Origin of the sequence: Paenibacillus thalictri (assembly GCF_004307995.1) — a bacterium.
Lineage (GTDB): Bacteria > Bacillota > Bacilli > Paenibacillales > NBRC-103111 > Paenibacillus_AF > Paenibacillus_AF thalictri.
In genome coordinates this window covers 13,978-27,984 of sequence record NZ_SIRE01000046.1, presented here as the reverse complement: position 1 = coordinate 27,984, position 14,007 = coordinate 13,978, and the positions used below count along the sequence as shown (strand labels likewise).

General features: G+C 48.3%; 11 protein-coding genes. All 11 read right to left on the bottom strand.

Translation table 11 applies throughout. The annotated features are described in order from the left end of the window. Nucleotides 1-10: 10 nt before the first annotated feature. Nucleotides 11-1,108, bottom strand: a complete 1,098-nt coding sequence (locus EYB31_RS38345) for a restriction endonuclease subunit S (protein ID WP_131018880.1) — start codon at nt 1,106-1,108, stop codon at nt 11-13. Beyond that, nucleotides 1,101-2,570: a type I restriction-modification system subunit M gene (locus EYB31_RS38340; protein WP_131018879.1), complete on the bottom strand. Its 1,470-nt coding sequence runs from the start codon at nt 2,568-2,570 to the stop codon at nt 1,101-1,103. The genes EYB31_RS38345 and EYB31_RS38340 overlap by 8 nt, the downstream gene beginning before the upstream one ends. A gap of 282 nt (nt 2,571-2,852) precedes the next feature. Next, a complete protein-coding gene (locus EYB31_RS38335) occupies nt 2,853-3,164 on the bottom strand; it encodes a helix-turn-helix domain-containing protein (RefSeq protein WP_240763210.1) in 312 nt (103 codons plus the stop codon). Between the two features lie 200 nt (nt 3,165-3,364). After that, entirely contained in the window at nt 3,365-5,194 is a 1,830-nt protein-coding gene (gene glmS, locus EYB31_RS38330; protein ID WP_131018878.1) for a glutamine--fructose-6-phosphate transaminase (isomerizing), read from the bottom strand. Between the two features lie 561 nt (nt 5,195-5,755). After that, nucleotides 5,756-7,096 (bottom strand): phosphoglucosamine mutase, encoded by a 1,341-nt coding sequence (gene glmM, locus EYB31_RS38325; protein WP_131018877.1) that lies wholly within the window; start codon nt 7,094-7,096, stop codon nt 5,756-5,758. Nucleotides 7,097-7,133: 37 nt separating this feature from the next. After that, entirely contained in the window at nt 7,134-8,381 is a 1,248-nt protein-coding gene (locus tag EYB31_RS38320; protein WP_131018876.1) for a CdaR family protein, read from the bottom strand. Next, entirely contained in the window at nt 8,374-9,192 is an 819-nt protein-coding gene (cdaA, locus tag EYB31_RS38315) for a diadenylate cyclase CdaA (RefSeq protein ID WP_131018875.1), read from the bottom strand. The genes EYB31_RS38320 and cdaA overlap by 8 nt, the downstream gene beginning before the upstream one ends. Before the next feature lie 194 nt (nt 9,193-9,386). After that, entirely contained in the window at nt 9,387-9,998 is a 612-nt protein-coding gene (locus tag EYB31_RS38310; RefSeq protein WP_131018874.1) for a zf-HC2 domain-containing protein, read from the bottom strand. Nucleotides 9,999-10,077: 79 nt separating this feature from the next. Next, a complete protein-coding gene (sigW, locus tag EYB31_RS38305) occupies nt 10,078-10,656 on the bottom strand; it encodes an RNA polymerase sigma factor SigW (RefSeq protein WP_131018873.1) in 579 nt (192 codons plus the stop codon). After that, nucleotides 10,653-10,826 (bottom strand): hypothetical protein, encoded by a 174-nt coding sequence (locus EYB31_RS40540; protein ID WP_165452829.1) that lies wholly within the window; start codon nt 10,824-10,826, stop codon nt 10,653-10,655. Before EYB31_RS40540 ends, sigW begins: the two co-directional genes overlap by 4 nt. 245 nt (nt 10,827-11,071) lie before the next feature. Next, nucleotides 11,072-13,861, bottom strand: a complete 2,790-nt coding sequence (gene ppc, locus EYB31_RS38300; RefSeq protein WP_131018872.1) for a phosphoenolpyruvate carboxylase — start codon at nt 13,859-13,861, stop codon at nt 11,072-11,074. Nucleotides 13,862-14,007 lie beyond the last annotated feature (146 nt).

The window sequence follows — 14,007 nt, the reverse complement described above, 5'->3', positions numbered from 1 at the left end:
AGCTCGTTACTCAAAAATACTCGCTCATCAAGCTGTCGAACAGGTATTGTGTTTCGTCTATTGCTTGTTTGACGAGGGCTTTTTGTTCTTCGATTTTGGTGACGATGGTGGCGAATTGGTTTTGGAGTTTAAGTGGTGGAACTGGTATAAATACTTTTTCCATAGAATCAGCATCAAATTTTTTAGTTCCATGTGCGGCAGTTGTTATTATTTTAAGTATCTGGTGTTTCATATTGTCCAAGCAATGTTTGAGATAAATGACGTCCAAATCTTCGTTTGGTAGAATAGCTTTCATGTCTTGATTTATTGAAACTTCTACGGTATTTATTGCTGTTGGAAAAGAGTGTGCCAATATCATTCCTCGAACAACAATGAGTAACTGACCAGGAGCAATCTTTTTCAAGGAAGTTTCCTCAAATACTTTATGAGAAATAAAATCTATCGAGTTTGATATATATGGTACTTTCATATCTTTTGGACTAACCCAAGGGAAATTACCTGTCCAAAAATCATTGCGTTCTTTAGAAGGTGTCCCCCCGCTAACAAATTTACCAACACTGAGCATAGGTTGGGTTACCCACTTCTTATTATTCAACACCGGATCTCCAAACATTTTAAAAAAAATGCTTACCAAGAACTCATCCAACCCAGCAAGCTGCTGTTTGCGCATGGCAAGCAATTCTGCGGTGATGTCTAATGTTTTGGCGATTTGCTTTTGTGTTTCGAGTGGCGGGAGAGGAATTTCAATATTAAGTAAATTACTTTTCGTAAGACTTGGTATAGTCACAGTTGTATTGAGTTTTTCAAAATTAAACATTACACAAAAATAAAATAGATATTTAGGAAACAATCTGCCTATTTTAGCATTCAATCCAAAAGCAGTATCTACATTCCAAAATTTTTCACTTACATAAATAGGTTTATTGATATTACCTTTCCTTCCAATAATTACGGTATTTTCATCACAAATATAATTGTTGGCATATCCCATAACTCCTCCACTTCCATAAATGGGATATTGACCATTAATATCTTCAACGGCTTTTTGATTTCTGCCGTTTTTAATTTCAACAACTTCACTCCATGCAACCTTTTCCCACTTACTCACCCAATAGCCCCCTCAATTCCTCCATCTTGGCAGCAATATCAAGGTTCAACCCATCAAGCCGAGCAAGGATCACTTCAGGTTTATCGTACTCCACCTTATCGTAAACAACTTCCTTATATTTGTTAATCGACAAATCATACTCATTCGCCTCAATCGCAGCCTTATCCACCAAGAAGCTAGCCTCGGTTGGCTTGCGATCCACTTCACCCTCAAGGTTATGGAAACGAGCAAGAATATCGGGAATGTCGTTCGCTTCAACAGGTGCTCGTTTATCATCCAACGAAAATCCGTCAGCTTTCATATCATAGAACCAAATTTTATCTGTACCGCCTGCACCTGTCTTGGTAAAAATAAGAACAGCCGTGCTCACACCGGCATATGGCTTAAACACACCACTAGGCATGGAGATAACCGCCTGCAGCTGATGATTCTCAACCAGTTCTTTACGCAGAGCTTTATGCGCCTTGGTAGAACCAAACAGTACACCATCCGGCACGATACAAGCACATCGTCCACCTTTACGGAGAATTCGTAAGAAGAGTGCAACGAATAAAAGCTCCGTCTTTTTAGTATCGCAAACTGTCTTCAAATTATCGTTAATACTCTCGGCATCAACCGTGCCCGTGAATGGTGGATTGGCAAGAACAATATCATAGGCGGAAGAAATGCCATTCTGCTTGGAAACACTGTCTACATAATCGATATGAGGCTGGGTAATCGAATGGAGCATCAGGTTCATAGCGGATAGACGCAGCATCGTTCGGTCCGTATCAAACCCTGAGAACATCTCACCGGCAAAATGCTCCCACTGCTCGTTTGTCATCTCAGCTTCGAAATTCTCTCGGATATATTCCGCAGAAGATACCAAGAATCCCGCTGTACCGCAAGCTGGGTCACAAATTTTATCATTAGGAGTAGGAGCAAGCAAACGCACCATCATATCGCGAATATGTTTTGGCGTTCTGAACTGGCCGTTCTGTCCTGCGGAAGCCAGCTTACCGAGCATATACTCGTAGAGGTCGCCCTGCATATCCAGATCTTTAATATCGTGTTCATACAGCTCATCTAGGCCTGTAATCATCTTTTGCAATACTTGAGGCGTAGGGACCAGGAACATCGCATCCTGCATATAACGCGAGAAGGCTGTCGTATTCGCTCCATTCATTTCTTTAATAAATGGGAACACCTTCGCACCGACAATATCATAGATAATTCGGGAATCTTTCGTTTTAAATTTACTCCAACGCATGTCTTGGCCCTGTTCGTCCTGCGGGAAAATCTTCGGCATCACTTCGCCGCTCAATGCCTCGAAGCTTTCATTTTCCAGCTCCTTCTCATCCAGGGAACGAATAAACATTAAGTAGGTAAGCTGCTCTATAACAGTTAATGGGTTGCTAATACCGCCTGCCCATATATCTGACCATATTTTATCAATCTTATTACGAACTTCTCCTGTTAGCATGATATTGCTCCTATCTGTAGCTTATTAGTTCTATAGACTTATTCCACAATTAAAGAGAAAACCCCTTCATTCGACAGGGATTTTCCATAAATATATACCAATTAGATGACACTATTCTGTCAGCAAGCACATGTTCGTATGAAGAAACTCTGATATCTGCTATGAATAATGGTGGAGTGCATATTAACAGTACTAAAATACAACTAATTATGAAACTCAGTAACAGAAATATTCAAAATAATAAATTTAGCATAATGTCATTTGCAAACAATATAAAGTCACTCAATATCGATTTAATTTTAACTTTATGAAATCAATGATCTCATCTTGATCAGTAGTTTTTAACTTATCAAAATGCACAAATAAGTTAGCTTCTTTTTCATTGACTTCCCTGATTCCGAAAGCCTTCCCTTCAGCACTCTTCGTTCCAATAAGAATCCATTCAACATCCGCCTTGAACCCTTCGACAATGGCGAGAATAGTATCAACCGATGGCTTATATTTATCTTGTTCTAACTCGCTAAGTGTAGCCTGCGAAATTCCAATTCGATTAGAGAAATCAACTTGATTTATCTTATTCAGTTTTCTAATCATTTTTATACGGCTGCCTATTGTTTCGATATGTATCACTCCTTAAAAAAATAGTCCCGATGAATGATAAAACTCATCGGGACTGACTTAGAGGTTCACGACATCTTTTACTGGTTCACGACTTTCTTTACTGGTTCATGACTTTTTTTACTGGTTCACGACTTTTATATCACCAGACATTTCGAGGTCCGAACGCGAAACCCTTACTCCACCGTCACGCTTTTCGCCAAATTGCGCGGCTTGTCGACGTCGTTGCCGCGAGCCAGCGATGCGTAATACGCAAGCAATTGCAGCGGCACTACCGACAGAGCCGGTGTCAACAGCGGCAGCGTCTTCGGAATCTCCAGCGTCTGGTCGACCGACTTCTTCAGCTCGTCTTCGCCTGCGGAGTGAATGCCGAACACATAAGCGCCGCGCGCTTTCACTTCCTTGATATTGCTGACGGTTTTCTCGAACAGATCGTGCTGCGTAGCCAGCGCGATAACCGGGATGCCATCTTCAATCAGTGCCAGCGTACCGTGCTTTAGCTCACCAGCAGCGTAAGCTTCGGAGTGAATGTAAGAAATTTCCTTCAACTTCAAGGAGCCTTCAAGCGCAACGGCATAATCCATGCCGCGGCCGATAAAGAAAAGATCTTCGTGTGTGGCGACTTGTTCGGCGACTTGCTTTACCGCTTCGGCTTGCCCAAGAATGTATTCTACTTGCTCCGGAAGCAGCTTTATTGCGTCAATCACTTCAGCGATATAAGCTTCATCTTGCGTACCCAGCGTTTGAGCCAAATACAACCCGAACAAGTAAAATGCGATCAACTGAGAAGTGTACGCTTTGGTCGAAGCTACGGCAATCTCAGGCCCTGCCCAAGTGACGATGACATCGTCCGCTTCGCGTGCCACCGAGCTGCCGACCACGTTAGTGATGGCCAATACGCGGGCACCGTTGCGTTTCGCTTCGCGCAACGCAGCAAGCGTATCCGCCGTTTCACCGGATTGGCTGACCACGATCACCAGCGTGTTCTTCGTAATAATCGGCGAACGGTAGCGATATTCCGAAGCGACATCCGTTTCCACCGGGATACGTGCCAGACGCTCAATTACATTTTTGCCGATCAGCCCGGCATGATAAGCCGTCCCGCAAGCGACGATGTGGATTTGGTTCACATCGCGCAGCTGCTCAGCCGTCAGCTTCACTTCGTTCAAAACAACCTTACGCCCGGAAGCGTCTATGCGGCTGCCCATCGTATCGCGGTAAGCTTTAGGCTGCTCGTGAATTTCTTTCATCATAAAATGATCGAATCCGGCTTTTTCCGCGGTAATAATGTCCCAATCGACATGAAATATTTCTCGGGAAATGAAATTCCCCTCAATCGTCATTAATTCGACACCTTCGCGTGTCAAAAGAGCCATTTCGCCGTCGTTTAAAATATATACGTTCCGGGTATACTCAAGAATGGCCGGAATATCCGAACCGATGAAGTTTTCGCCTTCGCCGACACCGATAATCAGCGGGCTGGCCAGTCGTACGGCTACCAATTTATCCGGCTCGTATTCGGTTAATACGCCGAGAGCAAACGCGCCTGTCATCCGTTTCACGGCTTGCTGCACGGCTTTGACGATGTCTCCGTCATACAAGCTTGCGATCAGGTGGGAGATGACTTCCGTATCGGTCTCCGATACAAACACATGGCCTTTTGCCGCCAGTTCTTCTTTTAAAGCGATATAATTTTCGATGATGCCGTTATGAACAACGGAAAACTTCTGCGAGTTGTCCGTGTGGGGGTGCGAGTTGACATCCGACGGCTTGCCGTGTGTCGCCCAGCGGGTATGCCCGATGCCGATGGTGCCGCGAAGCGGAGCTTCGCCCAGCTTGGATTCCAAGATCGCGAGGCGTCCTTGCGATTTCTTCACTTCAAGCCCTTGTTCCGTGTATACTGCCACTCCTGCCGAGTCGTAACCACGGTATTCGAGCTTTTTTAAACCTTCGATCAATACATCTTGAGAATTCCGTTTCCCAACATAACCAACAATTCCGCACATATGCAGCTAACCTCCAAATGGGTGTATATTCCGTATCCGTATTTTTGAGTACACAAAAGAGAATCCATGCAGAGGTCTTGTCAGCCCGGTCACCCTGAGCTTTTTGCCACTCTGCTTAGCGGCACTGGAATATTACCGGAAGGTCCCCGCCGAATGTTTCGAACACCTTCACCTCGTCAGCTTGCGAGCTATCTCCATCGCTGTCGGTCTAACAAACCGAACAGTTCCATTTCAATCAGCCTCGCCAAGCTCTGGCGCTTGTATGAACTTGTAGTCCCCGATCCTCCTTCCTATCCCTGAATAGACATATACCCATCTTATTCATTTTGACTTATGAATGCAACTGATATTTAACCCATACAATAGTAATAAAAATCCCATTTATGCTCATTTGCAAATGTAAACGCTTTAAACAGACGTCATCCGCCCGCCTCACTTCAACAACTCAAAAAACTCCTGCTGCTTTCAGCAACAAAGTCCGTTATAAGGCACTAACGCCTTATCCTAGACTCTGTTATGCGTTCCGCAGCAAGAGTGTCGGTTTCCCCTATTTTCCTGGAATCAGGACAATTCCTTAACCACCGTATCGACGATTTGCTTGACGTAAGCTTCCACTTGCTCTTTATCCGGTCCTTCGGCCATGACACGAATGAGCGACTCCGTACCCGACGGTCTGACCAGCACGCGGCCGTTGTCTCCCAGCTCCCGCTCCACCTGTGCAATCGCCTGCTCGATGGCTTCGTTGTTCTTCAGCTTGGATTTATCGGCAACACGCACATTGACCAGCACCTGCGGGTATTTACGCATCAGCATCTTCAGCTCGCTCAGCTTTTTGCCCGTGTGAGCCATAATCTCAACCAGCTGCAGCGCCGTCAGAATACCGTCTCCGGTAGTGTTGTAATCGAGGAAAATGACATGGCCGGACTGCTCGCCGCCGAGATTATACCCGCCTTTGCGCATTTCCTCCATGACATAACGGTCGCCGACCGCCGTTTTGGCCGCTTTCAGCCCTACCTTCTCGATTCCCTTGAAAAAGCCGATATTGCTCATAACCGTCGTCACAATCGTGCTGTGATTCAGCTTGCCGGCCTGGTTGAGCGCATGACCGCAAATACTTAGAATAAAGTCGCCGTCCACTTCCGCTCCGGTCTCGTCAATCGCAATCAGGCGGTCAGCATCCCCGTCAAAAGCTAGCCCGATATGAGCTTTATGCTCCAGCACCGCCTTCTGCAGATGCTCCGGATGCGTCGAACCGCAGTGATCGTTGATGTTACGGCCGGTCGGCTCTGCGCCGATCGTTATCACATCTGCGCCCATCTCGCGGAACACCTTGGGAGCAAGCTCATACGCCGCGCCGTGAGCGCAGTCAAGCACGACACGCAGGCCGTCGAAGGAATGTTTGACCGTCGACTGCACGTAATTCAAATATTGGAACTTGGCCTGCTCGTTATCCGTTACCAAACCGATCTCTCCGCCCAATGGCCGCGGCAGCTCGTCGTTCTCGGCGTCAAGCAGCCGTTCGATTTCCAGCTCGGTTTCGTCGGACAACTTAAAGCCGTCGGCGCCGAAAAACTTGATGCCGTTATCCGCCACCGGATTATGCGATGCGGAAATCATAACCCCGGCATCGGCATTCATCGCCCGTGTCAAGTAAGCTACGCCAGGGGTCGAGATAACCCCCAGACGAATGACATTAGCTCCGATCGATAACAGGCCGGCTACCAGCGCCGCTTCCAGCATAGGGCCGGAAATCCGTGTATCTCTGCCGATAACGACGTTTGGCTTCTCTACCTGCCCTGCCAATACATAACCGCCGCAGCGGCCGATTTTGTAAGCTAACTCAGGCGTTAATTCGTGGTTGGCGACACCGCGGACGCCGTCTGTACCAAAATATTTCCCCATAATCTGTAGGTTCTCCTATTCCCATGGTTGATGGTCATTATTGTGCCGTCTGGGTTTTCCCAGGCTTGGCACTGATCTCTATAGTCGCTTTAAAATCCTGCTGTTGCCCTTTCTTCACAAAGGTCGGCAGGTTCATCGACACCGGCAGATCGTATCGGCCCGGGGGCAAATTGCTGACATCGACGATAGCCTGCACGTCCTGCGGTTTCAATTTGTCCAGCACATCCGGAGCGCCTTCGACAGCAATGCTCAGCTTCCCTGTCTCCGGAGCGACCACCTTGGTATCGAAACCGTCGTTTTGCCCGATGATGGAGAAAGGTATTCCGTCCAGCGTCTTAAAGACCGACGGAACAATGTTAATCTTCACTTCCACCTTGGAGGGCTCAATCTGCGTAATTTTGTTTTTGAGCGGTATATCGACGCTTAATTCCTTATCTTCCTTCAGATCGTTTAAATTGATGGAAGGACCTTCATAGAACTCCAGACGATCGACCTGATCCTGCGGGCCGTAAATCGTGACCTTATCGATGTTTTTCGTGATGGAGGCTACACTGAACCCGCGAGCCGGTTCACCGCTTGTTTTCAGCTGCAGCGGCACCGTAATAAACGGGCTTGTGATCGGCACCTCCACATCGACGACCGGCGGGTCGATCGAAGCCCCTTCCACTTCCCTGCCATTCTTGTCATAGACGGCCAACTTCACCTGTTTGCTAACCGGCGAAGACGCTTTGTCGACACTGATTTCCGTCTTGACCGAGTCCACTTCATCCAGCCTGCTGCTGGGCACCGTAACAATCGCCTTGTTCGGCTTCACCACCGCCTGACCGGCCTTCAGCCCCGTCGCAGGTTTGCCCGTCACGTTGACCGTAACCGGCATTTCCTTCTTTGCTTTCTCCTCAATCACGACTTTGACGCTGGCAGGAAGCACCTTCACAGACACCAGGGGCGGAAAATTAATCGTGTCCAGCGTCAGAATATGCTCGCCTTTGCCGACCTTCGTTAAATCGACCTCTACAGCATATCCGCTGGTCGGCACCTTTTTCAAGGCCGATTCTTTGCCGTTAAGCGTAACAACCACCTGCGCCGGTTCAATCGATTGAATATAATAGGCGCTGCTGTCGTACTTAGGCGTAACAGCGACATTGGAGATCGTGTATTCCTTAATGCCGGTCCCCCCGCTGCCGGGCAGCGTATTGTCCTCCATGTGCACCACGACCCATAGCAGGATGCCTAGCAATAAGGCCAATACTTTTACCACATTCGTATTACTGAGCCATTTATCCATTTTTACGAACCCTCCATCTCTTCCAGAAAGGGTTCTTCTGCTTCGTGTTGGTCTTAGGCTTCAATTCCTCAAACAGCTTGGAAAGCAGCGCTTCCTCGTGAATATTGCGGATGATATGCCCGTTCATCGCCAGCGAGATTTGCCCGGTCTCCTCCGACACAATAACGCTGATGGCATCGGATACCTCGCTCATACCGATCGCGGCGCGATGGCGTGTCCCCAGCTCCTTGCTGATAAAAGGGTTTTCCGACAACGGCAAATAACAGCCTGCGGCCATCAGCGTGCTTTTCCTGATAATGACGGCCCCGTCATGCAAAGGCGTATTCGGTATAAAAATATTGATAAGCAGCTCCGAGCTTATAACAGATCGCAGCTCAATACCCGATTCGACATAATCGGTGAGTCCCGTTTCGCGCTCAAACACAAGCAGAGCCCCGATTTTGCGCTGGCTCAAATAATTAACCGCTTTAATCAGCTCGCCGATGCCCCTTGTAATTTCCTGATCCTCTTCGCTTGTCGAGCGGCTGAACAGCGTCCCCCGCCCCAACTGCTCGAGCGCTCTCCTCAGCTCCGGCTGAAAAATGATAATGACCGCCAGCACGCCAAACGTGAACATCTGGTTCATCATCCATTGCAGCGTGTTCAGCTTAAACCAGATGCTGATCGCCCATGTAATGACAACGACCAGTATCCCCTTCAGCAGTTGAATCGCCCGGGTTCCACGGATCAGTAAGATGAGTTGGTACATCACATAACTAACGATAAGGATGTCTATAATGTCTTTAATTGAAATATCGGCTATCAGATCCATGCAAGTTCCCCCGTGATATACCGTGAGCGTCCTCGCGCCCTTTTTCTAAACATCAGCCTATGCGAACCTGGTGAAAGGGTCGTGACTGCTTTATATATTGTCTTCACTAGATCATACCATATTCCGGAGTAAAAAAACCTCCCTTTGGGACGAACCCTGGGGGAGTTTTTAGAAAAAGGTACCCATGACCTATATTATTTGGATATTTGAGAGAAAAATTCATTGAATTTAAACCACATCCACTCAAACGCCTCATCCACTTTGGTCACTTGGCCGGAAATATGCGCCGTCGATGCCAGGTTCATCGAACCGTCAATCACAACCACATTTCCGTCGATTTCTCCGTCCACCTGCATCTTGCCGTGCTGCACCGTCAAATTCCCCGCCAGCTTATGCCCTTGCGGCACATACACCGTATCCCCTTTAATGACGACCTGCTCCAAATCCGCGGCGTTGCCTTTGACAACAAGCTCATGATCCTCGTTCCAGAGCGATACGTAGCTGCTCATCATCACAAGCACAAACACCGCGGCGACCGATACGGCCGGATGGCGGCGTACCCACTGCAGCCAGGTACGTTTATCTTTAATAGGCGGCAATGCCAGCATAATCCTGTCTTTCAAATCGTCAGGCGCCTTCACGGGCGGTCCTGCTTTTACCATCGCCTCTGTCATTTCAAACTGCCGGAGCATTGCATTGCAGGAAGGACATACGAGCAGATGCCGTTTCAACTCAGCCGCCTGTTCCCCCGCTAAATCCCCGTCCAGATACTCATGTATCAAAGGGAGGGCGCTACTGCATTCCATAACGAGCCGCTCCTTTCTCGATTCCATTGTTCACGTGTTATACGATACGTAATAGAACAGATTATGTTTCAAAAATCGTTTACGATGACGGCCCAAAAGATTGCTCCAATTTCTTCCGTAGAAATTCCCTGCCGCGGTGCAGCCTCGTCTTAATCGTTGTGATTGGCATCGTCAATACATCGCTGATTTCCTGCAAAGACATATCCTGCAAATATCTTAAGATCACAATGGATTTATATTTCTCCGGCAGCTCGTCAATCGATTCGCGGATTTGCTGCTGCGTCTCCGACAAAATCAATTGCTTCTCTGGCGTATCTTCGTTGCTTGGCATAAAAGAATAGAAGTCGGTTCCTTCGCTTTCGTTCGTCTCCGCATCCAGCGAATAAGTGGCTTTCCGTTTGCGCAGCCGGTCGATACACAAATTGGTCGCAATCCGGTAAATCCATGTGGAAAACTTCTGCTGATCGTCATAACGCTCCAAATTCGTAAACACCCGCAAGAACGTCTCTTGCACGACGTCTTCCGCCTCCTGCTTGTTGCTCATCATCCGATAAGCAAGATGATATATTTTATCCTTATACATATCAACCAATTGCGCAAATGCGCCGCGGTCGCCGTCTCTAGCCAGCTTGGCGAGCCGCGTATCTATTTGAATCACCCGTATTCCTCCCGCTCCTCATCCATCCGGGATCGTTTCCCCCGTATTTCGGATATGGAAATTCCGGCCAATACCACCAGCATACCAAACCACTGCACACCATGTACAGTCTCTCCCAATATGAAAAAAGCAGTGATAACCGCTGCCGGCGGTTCCACCTTACCGAGCATGAATGCTAGCGATCCGTCCCCCGCTCAAATAGGAGGATATGTTCAGATCAGCACCGGCACTGAAGGTGTAACCATAATGATTGATTTTATCACAAGATGTAAGTCTGTATGTATTTTTCCCGCAAAAAATAGAAACATGTTCATTCCTGCGGCGAATGGAACTACCCCCCACTTACGCGAAATGCCGGTCGCCCTGTAGTTAGGCTCCCGGCACTCCCGTGCTGCTTATTCACTTATCGCTTGGATCAGCCTGTATTCCGGAGTCCTGCGGCAATGCCGTTGATGGTCAGCAGCACTTCCCGGATTAACACGGCATCATCATCGTTCCGTTCCCGCAGCTCTCTCAGTTCTGCCAGAAGCTGCACTTGCAAGTAGCTAAGCGGATCGACGTACGGATTTCTCAAGCGGATCGATTCTTGAATGACCGGTACATTGTCCAAAATTTCCTGTTGTCCGGTAATTTTCAGAATCAGATCCGAGGTCTTTTCATATTCTTCACGAATCAGCCCAAAAATACGCTTGGCAACCGCTTGGTCCTTCATCATGCCGCTGTATTCTTCAGCGATCAGCAAATCGGCTTTCGCAAGCGCCATCTGCAGGTTATCGACCAGCGATTGGAAGAATCCCCAATTACGGTACATGTCCTGCATCACCTGCAAGTTTTCTTCGCGCCCTTGGTAGAAGCTGTACAAGCCGCTGCCTGATGCATACCATGCCGGCAGCAAATAACGGCTTTGCGTCCAGGCGAATACCCATGGAATCGCACGCAGATCCTCAAAGCGGTCGCTATTCTTCCGCTTCGAAGGACGGGAACCGATATTCAGCTCGCCGATTTCCGGCAGCGGGGTAGATTCCTTAAAGAACGTAAGGAAGTCCGGATCGCGGAAAATCAGGTCTTGATATTTGGTTTGCGCTTTTTCCGAAATGTCTTTCATAATTTCTTCCCATTTCGATTCAGCGGGATTCGTTTGCGGATGCTTGACGGCCATCGCCGCAGTAATCAATGCGGAAGTTGCCTGCTCCAAGCTCCGGTAGGCAATGCTTTTCATCGAATAACGGGAGGAAAGCACTTCGCCCTGCTCGGTAATTTTGATGCCGCCCCCGATCGTTTCGGCCGGCTGGGCTAGAATACTGCGGTTCAGCGGCATGCCGCCACGGCCAAGCGCCCCGCCGCGGCCATGGAAAAACTTCAGCTTGATGCCAAACGGGTTAGCGGCAGCCGTGATGCTCTGCAGCGCGACACGCAGCTCCCAGTTGGCGGTAATCACGCCGCCGTCCTTGTTGCTGTCCGAGTAACCCAACATAATTTCCTGAAGATCGTCGGTGCTTTTCAAGCTGTTGCGGTAAGCCGGGATTTTAAAGAGGGTCGCCATAATTTCCGGCGCCGCATGCAGATCGTCAATCGTTTCGAACAGCGGCACGGACTGCAGCGTACAAGTGATGCTTCCATCCGCCTCGTGACGGTACAAACCGGCTTCCTTGGCGAATACAAGCACCTCAAGCAAATCGCTTGCGCCTTGCGTCATACTGATCAAATAGCTGCGAATACAGTTGCGTCCGAACTCGCCTTGCGCCTTGCGCACGACCTTATACACATCCAGACATTCCTGCGTCAATTCGGTGTATTCATGATACATCGATGTAATCGGCCGCGGATCGTTCAAGATGGACGTCAGCAGAGCAATCTTCTCGTCCTCGGAAAGCTGAGCGTATCCCTGTGTGATATCCATCTTCGCAAGCACTTCCGCCATGGCGTTCTCGTGCTCCTTGCTGTGCTGGCGGATATCCAAAGCGGCAAGGTGGAAACCGAACAATTCAACTTGGCGAATCAGCTTTTTGATATACATATCGGCTACGAAGTCCGCGTAATGGTTGCGCAAGCTCCGCTCAACCAGCCTTAAATCAGCCGCGAATTCTTCCGGGCTGTTATATTTTTTATCGGCAGATACATTTGATTTACTGGCATTCTGAATTTTCTCGATCATGTAGGTTGTCTTAATCCGATACGGCTCGTTTTCATTGCGCCATATTTCTTCGGATTTAAGCTCTACCCGCTCGCGGTCCTGGGCAATTGAATCGAGCAGTTCCGGAGTAACTTCCACGATGTTTTTGCTGAAGCTGACATGGTTCATCAGCTCACGCAGCTGTTCTGTATATTTATGAATCGCCATCTGCCGGTGCAAGCCCAGCGTTTCCCAAGTGACTCGCGAAGTGACCGAAGGATTGCCGTCGCGGTCTCCGCCGATCCACGAGCCGAATCTCAGGAATGAAGGCACATTCCATTGGCCTTCTGGATAATATTTGTTCAAGCATTGTTCCAGCTCCAGGTACACATCCGGAATTACGTCAAACAAAGTCTCATCCAAATAATACAATCCGTTGCGCACTTCATCAATAACCGTCGGCTTGCGGTCGCGCAGCTCATCGGTTTGCCACAACGTAATGACTTCCGTCAACAGCTTCTGGCGAAGCTGTTCTCTTTCCCGGTTAGTCAAGTTCGGGTTGTCCAATTCCATGACATCTTTGGCGATGCGCTGGTGGATATCGAGCACCGCTCTGCGGGTCGCTTCCGTCGGGTGAGCCGTCATGACCAGCTCTAGAGAAATACCTTGCAGGATCGGCTCTACTTCCGCTGCCGGTACATTTTTCGTTTTCAGTTCGCGAACAACCGCTTCAATCGAACCCGGCTGCACTTGCTCGCCGGAAGTTCTCTCGTAGTCGCGTTTTCTGCGAATCCGCTGATTTTGTTCGGCGATGTTGACAAGTTGGAAGTACACAGCGAACGCTCGAATAACCTGGTGACGAACCCCAGGCTCCAAACTGCTGATTGTTTGCTTAAACTCATCAAATGCCTCCGCCGTAAAATGGGTCCTGACGGACTTGCTCATTTCCCTTATGTTTTCGACGACTGAGAGCAGCTCGTTGCCGCCCTGATGCACAAGAACCTCCCCCAGAATATGTCCCAGAAACCGGACATCCCGGCGGAGCAGGTTATTCGTCGAATTTTTCATACTCAGGCTTGTTGCCTCTGTCATTCGAATTCCCCATCCTTTTGTGTGAGCTCTTTCTGTTAGCAGTATGATCTCCGATAAATCATAATGAATATTTTATCACAACACTACTCTCGTATATAGCTTTTTTTCATAAAACTTTCACAAGTCTAAGTGCCAAATACAGACAA

Coding starts and splice junctions, on each gene's coding strand:
- EYB31_RS38340 (WP_131018879.1), bottom strand. CDS start 2,570: ATGCTAACAGGAGAAGTTCGTAATAAGATTGATAAAATATGGTCAGAT.
- EYB31_RS38320 (WP_131018876.1), bottom strand. CDS start 8,381: ATGGATAAATGGCTCAGTAATACGAATGTGGTAAAAGTATTGGCCTTA.
- glmS (WP_131018878.1), bottom strand. CDS start 5,194: ATGTGCGGAATTGTTGGTTATGTTGGGAAACGGAATTCTCAAGATGTA.
- EYB31_RS40540 (WP_165452829.1), bottom strand. CDS start 10,826: ATGCTCGGTAAGGTGGAACCGCCGGCAGCGGTTATCACTGCTTTTTTC.
- EYB31_RS38335 (WP_240763210.1), bottom strand. CDS start 3,164: ATGATTAGAAAACTGAATAAGATAAATCAAGTTGATTTCTCTAATCGA.
- glmM (WP_131018877.1), bottom strand. CDS start 7,096: ATGGGGAAATATTTTGGTACAGACGGCGTCCGCGGTGTCGCCAACCAC.
- ppc (WP_131018872.1), bottom strand. CDS start 13,861: ATGACAGAGGCAACAAGCCTGAGTATGAAAAATTCGACGAATAACCTG.
- cdaA (WP_131018875.1), bottom strand. CDS start 9,192: ATGGATCTGATAGCCGATATTTCAATTAAAGACATTATAGACATCCTT.
- EYB31_RS38310 (WP_131018874.1), bottom strand. CDS start 9,998: ATGGAATGCAGTAGCGCCCTCCCTTTGATACATGAGTATCTGGACGGG.